Here is a 15536-nt window from a genome sequence, read left to right as displayed (position 1 = left end):
CGTCGTGCATCGGAGGAGAAGCAAGACAATGACAAAGGCAGTCAGATACGACGAGTTCGGCGGAATCGAGGTCTTGCGGGTCGACGAGGTCGACCGCCCCGTGCCTGACGACGGGCAGGTCCTGGTTCGGGTAAAGGCGGCAGGCATCAACCCCGGTGAGGCGGCCATTCGAACCGGCGCGATGGCGGATATCTTCCCCTCGGCGTTTCCGTCCGGGCAAGGCAGCGATCTCGCCGGGGTTGTCGCCGAGGTCGGCGCCGGAGTCGACCGATTCTCGGTCGGCGACGAGGTGATCGGATTCTCCGAGAAGCGGGCCGCCCAAGCCGAGTTGGTCCTGGTCGACGTCGACAACCTCACACCCAAACCGAACGGCGTCCCTTGGGAGGTGGCCGGCGGCCTGTACGTCGCCGGGGTAACTGCCTGGGGGGCAGTACATTCCGTGCAACTCGACAAGGGGGAGACCGTTGTCGTCTCCGCAGCAGCCGGAGGAGTCGGCTCGCTCGCCGTTCAGCTCGCTCCCCGTGCCGGAGCCACGGTCATCGGCCTGGCGAGCCAGCACAACCACGAGTGGTTGCAAAGCCATGGCGTGATCCCGGTCGCATACGGAGACGGCGTCGCCGACCGGATCAAGGCCGCCGCACCGGGCGGCATCGATGCCTTCATCGACACCCACGGCGGTGGGTACGTCGAACTGGCCCTTGCCCTCGGCGTCGCGGTCGAGCGGATCGACACCATCGCCGATTTCGCAGCGGCCGCGAAGTACGGAGTCAAGACCGAACCCGGAACCGACGCCAGGCCGGGCGCCGAGGTACTCGCCGAATTGGCCGCCCTGATCGCCGAGGGACACCTCGAAGTCCCGATCGCGAACGTCTACCCGCTGACCCAGGTCCGCCGGGCCTACACCGAACTCGAACGCCGACACACCCACGGCAAAATCGTGCTCGAGCCTTAACCCGCACCAACACAATGCAGCCCGCTCCACCAACCGTTCAGCGACAGATGTGCTCCCGAAATGGTCAGCGGCCTGCTCGGTGGGGCGGACGAGTTCTGCGATCCAGATGTGCAAAGGATCTTTGCAAACTATCTTGGCATGTATTACGGTCTGGGGTATGGCCGGTCAGCCTCCTCCTCGGACGATCACCGACGTCGCTGTTTTGCGTCTGCTCGCGCATCCGCTGCGCCGCCGGATCGAGGAACAGTTGCGTCATGGGCCGGTGAACGCGACCTCGTTGGCGCAGGCGCTGGGCGAGAGCACCGGGCTTACCAGCTACCACCTGCGGCAGTTGGCCAAGCACGGCTTCATCGAGGAGGTCCCGGAACTGGCCAACGGCAAGGAACGGTGGTGGCGTGCCGTCCCTGGCGACCGCCGCTATCCGGCCTATACCGAGCAGACCGACGAGATGCGCGCGGCCACTGCGGAAATGACCCGGCACAACCTTGCCGAGCTGGTCGAACTGTACGACACCTACGAACGGGAGGCTCCTGGCCTCGGTGCGTGGGCCGATGCGTTCCTGTTCTCCCGCGCCACGATTCGCGTCGACCCGACGCTGCTACGGGAGTTCTTCGAGGAGTACATCCAGCTCGTCCAACGCTACGGCACGACCGACGAGACCGGTGACGACCGGAAGCCGGTGCTGCTGCGCCTGTTCGGGTTCCCCGAAATCTGAATCCCGAGCGCAGAGAGACCACCCCATGTATCAGACCCACTCGCGGTCGTGCGGCCGATTCGCCATTACATGCCTGCTCCTGCTGGCCATGTCGATCCTGCCGACCGGTAGCGCCAGTGCCGCAACCGCTTTCGACTGCACCGGCCTCACCTGCACCGACGTCAGCTTCACCGGTGGTGGCGGGCTCATCCTGCACGGCACCGTGATCGGCTCGACCACACCGCACGCCCAGACGCCCGGGATCGTCCTGGTGGCCGGCGCTGGTGCGGGACCGCGCACGGAATACCAGTCCGAAGCCCGCGCCTTCGCTGCGGCGGGCATCACGACGCTGGTCTACGACAAACGCACGACCGATTACTCGTTCGCTCATCGCGACATCTCACTGCTCGCCGACGATGCCCTGGCCGCCGTCGAGACCCTGCGCCGCACCGCGGGGGTGCGCGCGGATCAGGTCGGGCTGTGGGGATTCAGCGAGGGAGCCTGGGCCGCACCGCTGGCGGCATCCCGCAGTCGCAGTGTTGCATTCCTGGTCACGCTCGGCGCGTCCGGTTTCAGCCCGTTGCGCTCACAAACCTGGAGCCTCGCCACGACACTGCGTCACCGCGGAGTCACCGGGTCGCTCGCCGAGACGATTGCTGGTCCCACGGCCCGTCTGCTCGGTGAGACGGGCGCGTTTCCCGAGGCGGACTTCGATCCGTTGCCCGCCCTGCGCGCCCTGCGCATTCCCGTCCTCGCCCTATGGGGACAGCATGACGTGCGGGTTCCGCCCGCGGAAAGCGCTGCGGTACTGCGGAACACACTGACGGCCTCGCCCGCGGTCACCATCGGTTTCCTGCGCGGTGGCGCACACAACGGCCGCTCGACCAGTGACGGATTCGACCGTCTCGGAGCCCCGCCGTATGCGGGCGCGCCGCGTGGAGCGTTCGTGTCCGGCTATTTCGACACTATGACCGGCTGGGTGCAGCAGATAGCGGCCGGCAACCCGCCGATCTCGTCCGCCGATGCCCCGCCACCGGAGACGATGGTCAGCGTCGATCCCGGGCGCGGCTGTTGGACCTCGGCGCGGACGCAACTGACTGTGCTGGCCGCCCTCATCCTCGGCTTCGCTGGCTATCTGCTGTGGTCATTCACCGGTCACCGTTTCCGCGCCACCCGAACCATGAGCCGACTCGCGCGCCCGCTGGCCTGCTCCGGTCTCATGTCGGTGTTCGCGACGGTCTTGTACGTGGTGTCGATCCTTGCCTTCGACGCGCGGACCGTCGGCCCGATCGTCGCGGCCCGGTCGCTGACATGGCTGGGCCTGCAATTGCTCGCCCTGCTCACCACCGCACTACTGGCCGGCACCGCGATCGCGACGGTCCGTGCCCATGCCGGCCCGCTCCTGCGGCACCGGATCGCGCTGGGCATCCTGCTGCTCATCGGATGCCTCTGGCTCGCATGGGCAACCACGTGGGGTTTGCTCTCCGCCTGAAAACTGCCGTCGCACCTACACTCCAGCCATCCGCTCACCGGCATGTCAGTGCGTGCACGTGGCTGAGGCGATCTCGCCGCGTCAACCTTTTTGGCCCTACAGCGACAGTTCGAGCCGCGCCTCGAGCGCGAACAGAACCACTACCTCATCGGCTATGGCGACCGGCCGCCTCCACCCCGGCTGAGCCGGGTTCAGCGAATCGGACCGCAGACACCTTTAGATCCAGTGTCACGATCTTGGAGTCGGTCGGTTCGCTCGACCTTTAAGTTCCCGCTTTCGTGGCTGTTGTGGATTCTGCGGCCGGCCGACACCCGGTAACCCCAGAAGGGGTGACGTTGCTGCGTACACGACATCCGTTACACGTTCGACCTGCGGAAATGCATTGCCGCTGAGGTTGTCTCACGAACGAAGGTCTCTGGACACCGTCCGGGGCAGACTCGCGTTCGACGCGACTTTCTCGCATCTGACGCGAACATCGTCGACTGCTGTGCGTGTGTCCTGATCAGGTCATACGCCGAACATCGTTGGATTTTCGGCGAGTTCCGTTGAAGTACCAACTGGACGAGTACGGCTCCCGCGAGCACGAAGACCACGGCCATCAAGAGCCGGCAGGCCTACCGAACTGCGCGTAATCCACGATCGATGAAGTCGATCATCCAGTCGAAGCTGACCTCTGGGTCACCGGTCCATTGGAATCCACGCGAGGCTTGCAGGGAGGCGAACCCGTGGAACGCACAGCGCAGTGCGCGCAGCGCGTGGTCCATCTCGGCCTCGGGGATGTGGTATCCGCGCAGTACTGCCGCCATCGAATCCACCAGGCGGGCACTGGGTTCCAGCAACGGATCGTCGGCGCCGACGAACTCGGCGCCGATGGTGGCGGCATACCGCCCGGGATGCGCGACCACGTAGGCGCGGAATGCGCGGGCGAAGGCCGCCAAGGCGTCGGCGCCGGAGAGTCCGTGCATGGCATCGCGGATGTCGCGGTCGAGTTCGGTCAAGGCCAGGACGGCGATGCCGCGCTGCAGGTCGGCCAGGTTGGCGACGTGCTTGTAGAGGGAAGGTGTTCGAACACCCAGCCTTTCGGCCAGCGGCGCCATTGCGAGCTTGCCGTAGCCGACGTCGTCGGCGAGCTCCGCGCCCGCCCGAACGACGTCGGCCTTGGTGAGCCCGACTCTAGGCATGAGCATGCTCTCGAAGGAAGGCCAAGGCGAGGTCGGCGACCCGATCGGGCGCGTCCGCGTGCGGGTAATGTCCGGAGCCCTCGGACAATTCGACACGGCCCAGGCCCGCGGGCATGAGCGCCACGATGGCATCGCCTTCGGCCTTGGGGTCCGGGAAGTCGGGATCTTCGGTGCCCATGATGATCAGTGCGGGGGTGCTCAGGTTGGGCAGTTGCGCTTCGGCGTCGGCCGGGGTGGACTTGCCAGTCTTCATGAAGTCGGCGAATCGGCCGGGTTCGCGCAGCTTCTCGCTCAGCTCGGCCATGTACTGGTCGTAGTCGGCCGGCTTGATCGGGTAGGCGACATTCAGGTAGCTGATCCACAGCCGGAGGCTCTTGAAGATCATCGCGCCCATCAGCCGAGTCATACCCTTGCGGTAGCGCGCGACGGTGAATACCGCACCCGCGTCGAACTGCTGGGTCTTGGTGAACGGGTTGAGTTCGATGATGCCGCTGACGAGTTCGGGCGATTGCGCGGCCGCGATGGTGGCGGCGCCACCGGAGATGGAGTGACCGATGATGACCGCGGGTCCACCCAGGTGGCGGATCAGCGCGAGCAGGTCGCCCGCGACATCGGTCCGTGAGATGGCCTCGCTGCCGTCATGGGACTTCCAGTTAATGCTGGATTCACCATGTCCGCGCAGGTCGGCGGCCGCGACCCGGTAGCCCTCCGCAACCAGCTTCGGACCCAGGAACCGATAGGACTGCCGATGGTCACCGATCCCGTGCGACAGCACCACCAGCGGGCCGGAACCGGCCACTTCATAGGCGATCTGTCCACCATCGATGGTCAGGTACTCGGTCATGTCGAACTCCCGAAGAGCTAGTAGCTAATGCTGATAGCCTTAAAGCTAATCCAATTAGCCAAGAGTGTCAACAGGTAGCTTTGCGGGCCCGCGGACAGGGGTTGCGGTAGAACTCGCCGGAATTCCAACGATGTTCGGCGTATGACCTGATCAGGACACACGCACAGCAGTCGACGATGTTCGCGTCAGATGCGAGAAAGTCGCGTCGAACGCGAGTCTGCCCCGGACGGTGTCCAGAGACCTTCGTTCGTGAGACAACCTCAGCGGCAATGCATTTCCGCAGGTCGAACGTGTAACGGATGTCGTGTACGCAGCAACGTCACCCCTTCTGGGGTTAGTGCGACACCGCCGCTGGCCAGAACCAACGTCCATATCCGTTGTTTCGGCGATTACTACGGGGACCCCGGACTGCGTCTCCTGCATGGCAGAGCGTTAGGTCGGTCTTCTGCTGGTCTATTGGCGCAGGTCAGAGTTTCGATGCCCTATGGTGGGTCTATTCGCTCGAGCTTGGTCCAGCCGTTCCAGCCGCGCTTCGTCAGTAGCTCGGTCAGTCGACGGGCCGGCGGCCAGGTGTCGAACGCCAGCGTGTCCAGCATTTTGACCAACGGTGGTTCGATGTCGGGATCATTGAGATAGTCCTCGCCCTGTTCGTCGGCTATCTGCGTGATATATGAGGCCATCTTGTCGGCCAACTCGGCAAGGTTTCGGTCGTCGGTGTGATCCAGGGCCTGGCTCAGCGTGAGATAGAAGTCGATGAGCTGCGGGTCTGCGATCTGTTTCCGCTTGCGTGTGATCCACTCTGGGACGCGTTCCGGCGAACGCGCGACCAGCGGGATCCAGCCGTCGCGTTCGACCTGGACGATCCTTTCGTCGACTCCGAGTGCCCGCAGTTGGTCGAGAAACTCGATCAGCTCCGGAGGCAGCGCCAGATTGTCCCCGGCAGTGAGGCGGGTGATCCGCTTGCGCAGTTGCTGCCGCTGCCGAATTTCTGCCCGCAGTTGCTTGTCGATGTCTGCGACCGCCGCCGCGAACTCCTGTGTGTCTGCCTGTAGGAGCTTCCGCACGCGCGCCAACGGAACCCCGGCCTCGGCGAGCGTCCGGATCCTGATCAGCTCGACCACAGTAGCTGCGTCGTACCTGCGGTAACCGGAGTGGTCGCGCTCGGGCTCCGGCAGCAGTCCGATGGCGTGGTAGTGCCGCACCGCTCGTACCGTCACTCTGGCATACGAGGCGACCTCGCTGATGGTCAGCATCAGACCAGTCTGCTTGAGCTGGAAGCTGTTACGAAGTTGCCTGGCAGGCTGGACCGTGTGTGTCCTGGATGATCCGGGCGATCTCCTGGGCGTGGGTGACGAGCAGCCCGTGACCGGCGTCGAGCCACGTTGTGGAGATGTGCGGCTGGTCGCGGACCAGCCGCTCGATACCGGACCGCCAGTTTTTATTGCGCCATGGTGCACGCCCTTCGCCGCTGTCGCCAGCCATCGAAGTCGACATGATCATGCTGATCGGACAGTCGATCTTCCGATACCGGTCGAGGATTGCAGACCGCACCGCATCCACCTCGAGATTCAGGTCGAGTATTTCCTGTGCGGTGAGCATCACCTGACGCGGGATCCCCTCGACACCCTCGGTCCCTGTCGCGAGGCCGTCGAACATCGCACGGAACTCCGGCAGGTCGGCCTCGGTGATGAATGGTTCGGGCACCGGGTTCGCCCCGTCGATGAGAACCATCTGCGCGGCGGTGCCGGGATACTCGCAGGCATAGTGCACGACCAGGTCCGCGCCCAGCGAGTGGCCCACGAGCACGGGCGCCGAGGACAGGACGAGGTGTCCCACCTCCGCCATCACAGCGACGAAATCGCCCAGGAACGCCTCGAAGGAGTATCGATCGGCGGCCGAGGACAGGCCATGCCCTCGCAGATCAAAGGTCACCACGTCATGATCGCGCCGCAGCAGCTCGGTCAGCTCGTGCAGATCAGCCTGCGTCGTGAGGAGCCCGGGGCATAGGACCACCGGTTGTCCCCGACCACCGCGGGACGCCGCGATCGTGACGCCGTCGTGGTGGACCATGAAGTGATCGGTTTTCGCAGTCATGCCGACCATGCTGCGGGATTGCCCCTGCGTCAGGGTCAACTGCCGAAGCGTGGAACCCGGCCGCGCGGATGCGGCGCTCGGAGCGGCGGCGGGCGCGGTCGTCGCACTCGGGCGCCATCACTGCTGGCCAGACGCAGAGCCAAAGGCGACGGCGGCATGGAAGCACTACGGATCCTCAAACGCCGACTCTCCGACGTCGTCTACCGCGCCATGATCGCCGACCTGAACCCACCAGCCCAGCGGACCCTCAACTACTGCTTGACAGAGGAGCAATCCACCGTCCCGCACCGAGGCTCGGCCTCAACCTGCCGCCGCCCTCCATGCCCTTTCTGGCACGTGAGCGGGCCCGCGGAGCGGCGTATTCGATTCGCCGACGCGCCTCGGAGGCACTGATCCGCAGCAGATCACTCAATAGCTCCACTGTGTCCCGGTAGCCGGTGTCGGCGGCCAGACCACGGCGCTCGGCCTCGGCGACGGCCGCGACCATGGCCGCACCCAAACGACGCTGGCGGCGTTCGGTTTCGACGAGGGTGCGCAGCAAGTCGACATCGGCCAGTTCCGACCATCCTCGTGCCGGAGCACCCGGTGCCAATGCAGTCGAATGTGTGTTCACCCGAACTAGCCTACCTCATTCTCGAACATTTGTTCGATAATCGGTTTGGCTGGGCATGCCATTTTCGGGCAAGTCGCGGGTCAGCCGGCGATACCTGTGGTCTCAGAACGCACCGTCAGGCAGCTCCATCAGCGTCGTTGTCACAGAGGTTACGAATCGTCTCGCGGAGGACAGATCCGGCAGGACGGTCCGAGCGAAGAAGTCGGCGACGGCTACTTTGCCCTCGTAGAACTCGCAATCCGTCTTCGACGGTCGGTCGCTGAGGGCGGCGAGGGCGATTTCGGCTTGCTCGAGCAGCCTCCATCCGATCATGAGGTCCCCGAACGCCATCAAGTACCGCACCGAGGCAAGTCCGATCTTGTACAGCTCGCTCGGCCGTTCCTGGGCGGCCATCAAATAGCCGAACAAGGCTTGTGTCATCGCCTGTACATCACCGAGCGCCGTGCCCAGCGCAGCACGTAGATCGGTCAGGCGTGTGTCACTGTTCGCGCGTTCGAGGAAGGCCGAAATCTGGCTCTGCAGGTGCCTCAGGGCGACGCCTTGGTCGCGGGCGATCTTGCGGAAGAAGAAGTCCAGGGACTGGATGGCCGTGGTGCCCTCGTAGAGCGAGTCGATCTTCGCGTCGCGGATGTACTGCTCGATCGGGTAGTCCTGCAGGAAGCCGGAGCCGCCGAAGGTCTGCAGCGAGTCGGTCAGATGCTGGTAGGCGCGTTCGGAGCCGACACCCTTGACGATTGGAAGCAGCAGGTCGTTCACCCGGCGAGCGAGGTCGGCATCTGCCCCGGACACCTGCTGGGCACTGGCTGGATCTTGATGTGCGGCCGCATACATGTACACAGCGCGTAGTCCCTCGGCGTAGGCCTTCTGCATCATCAGGCTGCGGCGCACGTCGGGATGGCGAAGGATGGTCACGCGTGGTGCGGTCTTGTCCGCCATCTGGGTCAAGTCAGGGCCTTGCACCCGGGTCTTCGCGTACTCGAGCGCGTTGAGGTAGCCGGTCGACAGGGTAGCGATCGCCTTCGTACCCACCGACATTCGGGCGTTCTCGATCACTTTGAACATCTGAGCGATCCCGTCATGGCGGTCACCGACCAGCCAGCCGCGGGCCGGAACGCCGTGGCCGCCGAAGGTGAGTTCGCATGTGGCGGAAGCTTTCAAGCCCATCTTGTGCTCAACATTGGTGACGAACGCTCCATTGCGGGCGCCGAGTTCGCCGGTGTGTGAGTCGAAATGGAATTTCGGCACGAAGAAAAGGCTCAGACCTTTCGTGCCAGGGCCTGCTCCCTCCGGGCGTGCGAGAACGAGGTGGAAGATGTTCTCCGCCAGGTCATCTGACTCGGCGCCGGTGATGAAACGCTTCACGCCTTCGATGTGCCAGCTGCCGTCGTCTTGTTTAACGGCCTTTGTGCGGCCGGCCCCGACGTCGGAGCCGGCGTCCGGCTCGGTGAGCACCATTGTCGCGCCCCAACGTCGATCGATCGCGATCTTCGCCCACCGTTTCTGCTCGTCATTGCCGACCCGGAACAGGACGTCGGCCATCACGGGTCCCAGCATGTAGAAGAAGACAGCGGGATTCGCGCCGAGCAACAACTCGTTGACCGCCCACGTCACCATCCACGGCGCGGGAGTGCCGCCCAGTTCGTCGGGCAGGCCGAGGAGGAACCACTCCGCGTCCTGCCAGGTGCGCACCGACTTCTTGAAGTCGTCCGGTAACGCGACCGAATGCGTCTCGGGATCGAAGATCGGCGGATTGCGGTCGGCGTCGGCGAAGGACGCGGCGACGGGACCTTCGGCCTGCCGCGCGGCCTCGGCGAGCATGGAACGGACCGTGTCCGAGTCCAAACCCGCGAAGCTACCGGATCGAAGGATCGCATCCAGTTCCATGACCTCGAACATGTTGAACTCGAGGTCGCGGACGTTGCTCTTGTAATGACCCATAGGGGACCTTTCGTGGCGCACCTCGACGGTACGTAGGTGCATCCTTTAATAGTCAATAATGCGACTATTAAGCTAGTGATCTATACCGAGCGAGGCAAGCGCTAGAACGAGCCGTCGGACGAGGTTCGACAGGCGGGTGTCTTATCGCCGGTCGGGTCGGGGCGGATCGGACGCGGGGACGGTTGGGATGTGGGCGGGATGGGCGAGGGTTGCCTGAGCCGAGTAGTGGCAGGATGACGTTTGCGCTAGGCCGCCAAGGGATGTCGAAGCGGCGCACAATGTTTCGAGTTCCTGTTTCACGCGCGTCAGGAGTCACGAATTTGACCACTCCCACGGGCCCGTCGGTCGCCGTCGACGGCTCACCCATTGCGTTGTACACACCCGAGTACGCTGCGGATCCGCATGGCACCTATCGCGAGATGCGCCGACGTTTCGGTTCCTTTGTGCCGGTGGAATTGGCGCCGGGGGTGCCCGCCACCTTGGTGATCGGATATCACGAGGCGGTCCGGATCCTCAACGATCCAGAACACTTCCCGGCCGATCCCCGGGTCTGGCAGGAGAAGATTCCCGACAGCTGCCCGGTCAAGCCGTTGATGATGTGGTATCCGGGGCCATTGCGCAACGCGGGCGCAGCGCATGCGAGGTATCGCCAAGTGAACGTCGCGGCGATCGATGGAGTGAATTTGTACGGTCGGCACGCCGCTGTGGAGCGGATGGCCATCCCGCTGATCAATGCCTTCTGCGAGGTAGGCGAGGCCGATTTGCTCAGCCAGTACGCGTTCCCGCTGGTCTTCGCGGGCCTGAACGACATGTTGGGCTGCCCACCGGAATTGGGTCTCCGGGTCGCGGCCGGCATGGCGCACCTGTTCAACTCCGTCGACGACAACGCCGGTCTGGGTATGGCGATGCTCAGTGAAGCACTACTGGAGTTGATTGCGCGCAAACGCGCTGAGCCCGGCGACGACATCGTCACACGAATGGTGCAACACCCCGCCGATCTCAATGAAGAAGAGACCCTGGCGAACATCATCAGCCTCTACGGTGCGGCATTGGAACCGCAGCAGAATCTGATCGTCAATACGCTGCTGCTGATTCTTACCGACGACCGGTTCGCGGGCGATGTGCTCGGTGGCAGCCAGTCGACACGCGACGCACTCGATGAAGTCTTGTTCACCGACCCACCTGTAGCAAACTTCGCAACCACCTACCCGCGCCAGCCGATCCTGATCGACGGCACCTGGCTGCCTGCGCACCAACCGGTTCTCATCGGCTTGTCCGCCTGCAATAACGACCCGGCGATCGCCGGCTCATTCCTCGGAAATCGTTCGCATCTGGCGTGGAGCATCGGGCCGCACGCGTGCCCTGCGACCCGGTTGGCGTCATTGATTGCCGAAGACGCCATCGATCAGTTGCTCGATGCGTTGCCCGAGATGCGCCTGGCTGTCCCGGCCGAGGAATTGACCTGGCGGCCGGGGCCTTTCCACCGAGCGCTGGCTGCGCTGCCGGTCGTCTTCCCCAAGTCCCGACCATTGAACGTTTATAGGTTGGATCACCTCAGAAGACTCCGTCGACCGGCCTAAACCGTTCTTCGTCCACCGGTGATTCAGAGAGCCGTGCGAAGATCTCGAGCGGGAGCACGAGCGGCAGCGGGGTGCGTAACGGCAGATCGTCGGTGCCTCGGACGACCACGGTGCCTCGCAACACATTTCGCAGGGCAGACGCACTCTGCTCCGCCGAATCCGGCGGGCCGGCCACGGTTGCGCGCGCCATCCAGCCCGGCCCGTCGGCGGCAACGAAGCGAAGGACGAGATCGCCCATTACCGCTGACACTTCCTCACCCCAGGGACCGGACTCGCTGGAAGCCCTGTAACCATCACTGCGCAGGTTCTGGATCAGTTCGGGACGGACCTCGTTCCACAGGCCGCCGGAAGACGGTGCGGCGAAAGCGCCTACGGTGAACTTGCCGAGCGGCGTCCGCCAATGCACCGCCCGCACGATCTGATCGTAGTCAGCCATGTCGAGGAGTAACTTGCTTCCGTCGGGTATCGGTACCCGCACCGAACCAAGGTCCAACCGACGTAGCCGGTCGTCCGGTGCGTCCTTTTCATCGAAAGGTCCCGGAGGACGCCCACCGGGCGAAGATACCGGCTTGCCGGGTCCTGTCATGGCAGCAGGATATCGAGGTGGTCGTCGCCGGGACAGCCACGAGCGTCAGGGGCATCCGCGTTTCGGCGACCGGACCGCGGATCGGCTCCAGCATTGGATTGCGTGCTGAAGGCCGATCAGCTCGATGTGCTCGATACCGCAGGTGCGCCGTGGGGACGCCGATCGTCCGGTCGTCGCCGATCCCTGTCCCACTGATGCGGACCAAGCTGACCCGGACGGATTTGCGTTGCGCGCCTTCACCATTGGCGGTGAGGGAGCCACGACGCGCGTGCTCGCCATCTCGACCGACGGAAACGTCTGGGATGCGTCCTTCGAACCGGGCAGCCCAACTCGGGTGCAGGGTGAATTCAGCGACTAGGTTCGTCGCCAGTTTGGGGTATTCGACTGTGCGGTAACGCATTCCGTGGTTCCGGTCGGAGCCGAAATGAGACTGAACGCGAAGGCTGTCCGGCGAAGTCGGTGGCCCGCAGCTCAGCTACAGCGGCGTCATCGACAAACTCGCCCAGGTCGACTCCGGTCTCCGCCGAACGACGGCCAAACTTGTTGTAGCGCTTCATCGCTGGTCGCGCTATGGAATGATCTCATGAGCCGAGATCAGTGCCCTATTGGGTTCCTATGGCGCTAACGTTGGCGTGCCGTGAACAGGCTGAGTCCCCGCCTCGTGCGCAGGGTCGACAGGTGCTCGCGGCGCGGTCAATCCATCACTCGCACAAGGGGATTCCCATGCCCATCGAACCAGACGAACGCCGTGGCATACGCGCGCAAGCTAATGCCGCGGTACGTGCCCTGATCACCAGCGTTGTCGGTGTTTTCGCACTGATAGTCCTCGTCGTGCTCATCTCAAAGGCCTTCGGCTTGGGTGGGGGAGAGTCGGAATCGGCTGCGGCGAGTACAACGCCCAGCTCAGCGCGCACCGCGCCGCCAACGACACCGGCCGCTGCGCCGGCGTCGCTGTCGGATCCGCGATGTGCGCCAGCCTCGGAAGATGTCGTCGCGCACGTGCAAGCGGGCCTCACCATGGATGGCTACCGGCTCACCAATGCCACGGTGATCGTCGACGGTCGTCTGACATTCTTCGGCGCGACGATCCTCGACGCATCTGGACAGATGCAAGAGCGTTCGGACGTGTGGATCCTGCGCGACAGCGCTGTCTTTGCCTCCACTGGTGGCGCACGGAGCAACTCGCAATTCCCGAAAGCCTCGTCGTCACCGCTGAATATTTCGGCCGCAGACGAGCGGGTGCGAGCCGTGGATGGGTGTGTAGTGGATGCGACACGCAAAAGCTGATGGTGTCGGTTTCGTCCAAGACAGCGGGCGCGGTTGTTCCTAGGCTGACCGCAGGCAATCCGATGCTCATACGTGGGAGGAATCTGATGACACGCGAACTCGTCTACACGGGCTTCATGTCGCTGGACGGCGTACTGGACTCGCCGGGCGGCAAGGCCGAGGGGCATCGCAGCGGTGGCTGGGTGATGCGAACCGAGTTCGTGCCCGAGGCGTTCTCGCTGAAGGGGGAGGAACTCGCCGATACGACTGCGTTGATGTTCGGCCGCCGCAGTTACGAGGCGTTTGCCCCGATCTGGCGCGATTCGGATGATCACGCCGCATACAAGGACCTGCCCAAGTTCGTCGTCTCATCCAGCCTGACCGATGACGCGTTGATCGATGGGTGGGGTCCGATCACGATCCTGCGATCGGAGGACGACGTCGCGAAGCTGAAGCAGACCGACGGCGGCGCGATCTACATTCACGGCAGTGCCGAGCTGGCCCGGCGTCTGTCGGACGCCGACCTGATCGACCGGTACAACCTGCTTGTGTTCCCGGTTCTGCTGGGGGCGGGTAAGAGCCTGTTCGGCCGGTCGGACCGCGACGAGCAGACGTTGCGGCTGCGGGAGTCGGCGACCTATTCCAATGGGGTGGCCAAGCTCGTCTACGAGGTCGTGCACTGAGCGGGATCGAGCGCGATCGCGCCGCCGGTCTGGGTGCGCAGTTGCTGGGCCGTCCGCCCGACGTACCGGCGCAGCGCGCGGGCGAGATGGGGTTCGTCGTAGTACCCGAGCTTGTCGACGACGTCTCCCGGAGTCTCACCCGAGGTCAGCAGGAGTGCGGCGGTGCGGGCACGTCCGATCTGCCGGACGGCACCCTGGGTAAGCCCCGTCGCCGCTCGGAAACGGCGCTCGAGCGTCCGCTCGGCCACTGCTGGCGGCGAACCCTGTAGTGTCGCCGCGACCATGGGGTCGCGGACCACGACTCCCTCGCGGACGAGCCGGTCGACGAGCGCCTCGGCGTCGTCCGGCCGTGGTGTCTGCCGGTGGGCACCATCGAGCCAGAAGGTGCGCCCGGTCACATCGGGCAGCACGATCCCACTATCGACCAGCGACGGCGTCGCCGTCGCACGCAGGGACGTCCCGACCGCGAACTGGATGCCGACGAAGCCCGCGCCTTCGGGTACGGGGGCGGTACCGGTGCGGCTCTCCGGACCTGTGATCCCCGCATGAGGGCGCCCCTCCTGCTCCCAGAACACCAGCCCCCAGGTCTCGGTCGCGACCGAGGTCATCACCGAGACCTGCTCGCTGCGGCATGTCCACACGGACTCGATCCACGGCGAATCCGACGTGCGCGTCTCGAAAAGTAGTCCCACCAGCCGGATCCTAGGCCGAACCAAGGTTCGTCATCTGCATCATTTCGAACTTGCCTGTTCAGCTTCTCGCGCGCACCTCGACGCAGCATTCGCCGTCCCGTGGCGCGAGTACCGCGTGCACACTGTCGGCGCCGAGACCGGTGAGCATGCCCGAGCAGAAAGCATGGTTGAGACCACACACCAAGTCGGGGGCGGTGGTTGCCAGCGGGTGGAACGGGCAGTTGCGCAGCCGCACACAGGTCGCGGCTTCGCGGCTGGGTTCGAATCCGTGCCCGGTGAGCATGCCCTGCATCAGGGTAAGAGCTCGCTCGACCCCCAGTCGGCCGGGCCTGATTCGTTCCCGCTCGGCTGTGCCGAGTTCCTCGCCGCGCCGCTGCGCGACCCGAATCGCCGCCTCGCGCGCTGTTTCGTCGTCGCGCTCGCTAAGCACGGCGCCCATCAGAATTTCGGCCAGCACCTCGTAGCGGCGCTCGGGAATGCTCACCCGGATATCGGCGTCGGTGGGCTCGTAGACCTTCGGGGTGCGCCCGACCCGACGTACGCCGCTGAGTGCCTCGTACCGAGCGCGCAGTAGTCCAGCGTCGACGAGTTTGTCCAGATGGAACGCGGCCAGCTTGCGGGAGATCCCGACCTCCGCGGCAGCTTCGTCCCGGGTGACGGGCCGACGGGCCGCCCGGATGAACCAGTACATCCCGCGCCGCGACTCGTCATCGAGAACCGCGACGGCACCGATCGCCGCTGCATTGGTCATTCGACCACAATAACGGCTATCAGAGCAGGTGAAAACATCCATGTTCGTCCGCGACATGCACAGGGTTGACCTTCACGGCAATTACGCCAATAATTTTTGGCATTATTCGACTCGATGCGGAGGGCCTTCGCCGCCGGATTCCGGCACTGGACTTCTTCGATCCGTCTGCC

General features: G+C 64.6%; 15 protein-coding genes. 6 read left to right on the top strand and 9 right to left on the bottom strand.

All coding sequences use genetic code 11. The features are described from left to right. The first annotated feature begins 28 nt into the window (after window positions 1–28). From ACQP1T_RS32025 to ACQP1T_RS32015, 3 genes are all read left to right on the top strand, one after another. Complete coding sequence (locus tag ACQP1T_RS32025) at window positions 29–952, top strand: NADP-dependent oxidoreductase (protein WP_433756753.1); 924 nt, start codon at window positions 29–31, stop codon at window positions 950–952. A 157-nt stretch (window positions 953–1109) separates the two neighbouring features. Beyond that, a complete protein-coding gene (locus tag ACQP1T_RS32020; RefSeq protein WP_433756752.1) occupies window positions 1110–1667 on the top strand; it encodes an ArsR/SmtB family transcription factor in 558 nt (185 codons plus the stop codon). An 88-nt stretch (window positions 1668–1755) separates the two neighbouring features. Further along, window positions 1756–3138 carry an alpha/beta hydrolase family protein gene (locus tag ACQP1T_RS32015; RefSeq protein WP_433756751.1) on the top strand — a complete coding sequence of 461 codons (1383 nt, stop codon included), beginning with the start codon at window positions 1756–1758 and terminating at the stop codon, window positions 3136–3138. A 614-nt stretch (window positions 3139–3752) separates the two neighbouring features. Here the strand turns inward: ACQP1T_RS32015 and ACQP1T_RS32010 are convergent. The 6 genes from ACQP1T_RS32010 to ACQP1T_RS31985 form a co-directional block, all read right to left on the bottom strand. Further along, the gene (locus tag ACQP1T_RS32010; protein WP_433756750.1) at window positions 3753–4325 is read right to left on the bottom strand and encodes a TetR/AcrR family transcriptional regulator; all 573 of its coding nucleotides are present in this window, start codon (window positions 4323–4325) and stop codon (window positions 3753–3755) included. Continuing rightward, complete coding sequence (locus ACQP1T_RS32005; RefSeq protein ID WP_433756749.1) at window positions 4312–5163, bottom strand: alpha/beta fold hydrolase; 852 nt, start codon at window positions 5161–5163, stop codon at window positions 4312–4314. Before ACQP1T_RS32005 ends, ACQP1T_RS32010 begins: the two co-directional genes overlap by 14 nt. Window positions 5164–5645: 482 nt before the next feature. After that, window positions 5646–6416 (bottom strand): MerR family transcriptional regulator, encoded by a 771-nt coding sequence (locus ACQP1T_RS32000; protein ID WP_433756748.1) that lies wholly within the window; start codon window positions 6414–6416, stop codon window positions 5646–5648. Window positions 6417–6444: 28 nt separating this feature from the next. Further along, window positions 6445–7257 carry an alpha/beta fold hydrolase gene (locus ACQP1T_RS31995; RefSeq protein WP_433756747.1) on the bottom strand — a complete coding sequence of 271 codons (813 nt, stop codon included), beginning with the start codon at window positions 7255–7257 and terminating at the stop codon, window positions 6445–6447. Window positions 7258–7504: 247 nt separating this feature from the next. Continuing rightward, window positions 7505–7870 carry a DUF222 domain-containing protein gene (locus ACQP1T_RS31990; RefSeq protein WP_433756746.1) on the bottom strand — a complete coding sequence of 122 codons (366 nt, stop codon included), beginning with the start codon at window positions 7868–7870 and terminating at the stop codon, window positions 7505–7507. Window positions 7871–7972: 102 nt separating this feature from the next. Then, a complete protein-coding gene (locus tag ACQP1T_RS31985) occupies window positions 7973–9808 on the bottom strand; it encodes an acyl-CoA dehydrogenase (RefSeq protein ID WP_433756745.1) in 1836 nt (611 codons plus the stop codon). Between the two features lie 320 nt (window positions 9809–10128). Between ACQP1T_RS31985 and ACQP1T_RS31980 the strand changes: the two genes are divergently transcribed. Beyond that, the gene (locus ACQP1T_RS31980; RefSeq protein ID WP_433756744.1) at window positions 10129–11388 is read left to right on the top strand and encodes a cytochrome P450; all 1260 of its coding nucleotides are present in this window, start codon (window positions 10129–10131) and stop codon (window positions 11386–11388) included. On the opposite strand, the gene ACQP1T_RS31975 is transcribed toward ACQP1T_RS31980, so the two are convergent. Beyond that, window positions 11363–11974: a DUF3710 domain-containing protein gene (locus ACQP1T_RS31975; protein WP_433756743.1), complete on the bottom strand. Its 612-nt coding sequence runs from the start codon at window positions 11972–11974 to the stop codon at window positions 11363–11365. The two genes, ACQP1T_RS31980 and ACQP1T_RS31975, sit on opposite strands and share 26 nt — an antisense overlap. A 678-nt stretch (window positions 11975–12652) precedes the next feature. Here ACQP1T_RS31975 and ACQP1T_RS31970 point away from each other — a divergent pair. Beyond that, window positions 12653–13261, top strand: a complete 609-nt coding sequence (locus ACQP1T_RS31970; protein WP_433756742.1) for a hypothetical protein — start codon at window positions 12653–12655, stop codon at window positions 13259–13261. Window positions 13262–13347: 86 nt separating this feature from the next. After that, on the top strand, window positions 13348–13923 hold the full coding sequence (locus tag ACQP1T_RS31965) for a dihydrofolate reductase family protein (RefSeq protein ID WP_433756741.1): 576 nt from the start codon (window positions 13348–13350) through the stop codon (window positions 13921–13923). On the opposite strand, the gene ACQP1T_RS31960 is transcribed toward ACQP1T_RS31965, so the two are convergent. After that, window positions 13905–14615, bottom strand: a complete 711-nt coding sequence (locus ACQP1T_RS31960; protein WP_433756740.1) for a helix-turn-helix domain-containing protein — start codon at window positions 14613–14615, stop codon at window positions 13905–13907. The two genes, ACQP1T_RS31965 and ACQP1T_RS31960, sit on opposite strands and share 19 nt — an antisense overlap. Window positions 14616–14673: 58 nt before the next feature. Beyond that, window positions 14674–15366 (bottom strand): helix-turn-helix transcriptional regulator, encoded by a 693-nt coding sequence (locus ACQP1T_RS31955; protein WP_433756739.1) that lies wholly within the window; start codon window positions 15364–15366, stop codon window positions 14674–14676. Between the last annotated feature and the right edge of the window lie 170 nt (window positions 15367–15536).

It is taken from the genome of Nocardia sp. CA-135398 (assembly GCF_050955845.1).
GTDB lineage: Bacteria > Actinomycetota > Actinomycetes > Mycobacteriales > Mycobacteriaceae > Nocardia.
Note: the sequence above shows the minus strand (reverse complement) of the source record. Positions and strands in the feature narration are given on the sequence as shown.

What these genes read in the sequence shown, in the direction of transcription:
- ACQP1T_RS32020 (WP_433756752.1), top strand. Translation starts at nt 1,110, where the DNA reads ATGGCCGGTCAGCCTCCTCCTCGGACGATCACCGACGTCGCTGTTTTG.
- ACQP1T_RS32010 (WP_433756750.1), bottom strand. Translation starts at nt 4,325, where the DNA reads ATGCTCATGCCTAGAGTCGGGCTCACCAAGGCCGACGTCGTTCGGGCG.
- ACQP1T_RS31975 (WP_433756743.1), bottom strand. Translation starts at nt 11,974, where the DNA reads ATGACAGGACCCGGCAAGCCGGTATCTTCGCCCGGTGGGCGTCCTCCG.
- ACQP1T_RS31995 (WP_433756747.1), bottom strand. Translation starts at nt 7,257, where the DNA reads ATGACTGCGAAAACCGATCACTTCATGGTCCACCACGACGGCGTCACG.
- ACQP1T_RS31955 (WP_433756739.1), bottom strand. Translation starts at nt 15,366, where the DNA reads ATGACCAATGCAGCGGCGATCGGTGCCGTCGCGGTTCTCGATGACGAG.
- ACQP1T_RS31965 (WP_433756741.1), top strand. Translation starts at nt 13,348, where the DNA reads ATGACACGCGAACTCGTCTACACGGGCTTCATGTCGCTGGACGGCGTA.
- ACQP1T_RS32015 (WP_433756751.1), top strand. Translation starts at nt 1,756, where the DNA reads ATGTCGATCCTGCCGACCGGTAGCGCCAGTGCCGCAACCGCTTTCGAC.
- ACQP1T_RS32000 (WP_433756748.1), bottom strand. Translation starts at nt 6,416, where the DNA reads ATGCTGACCATCAGCGAGGTCGCCTCGTATGCCAGAGTGACGGTACGA.
- ACQP1T_RS32005 (WP_433756749.1), bottom strand. Translation starts at nt 5,163, where the DNA reads ATGACCGAGTACCTGACCATCGATGGTGGACAGATCGCCTATGAAGTG.
- ACQP1T_RS32025 (WP_433756753.1), top strand. Translation starts at nt 29, where the DNA reads ATGACAAAGGCAGTCAGATACGACGAGTTCGGCGGAATCGAGGTCTTG.
- ACQP1T_RS31985 (WP_433756745.1), bottom strand. Translation starts at nt 9,808, where the DNA reads ATGGGTCATTACAAGAGCAACGTCCGCGACCTCGAGTTCAACATGTTC.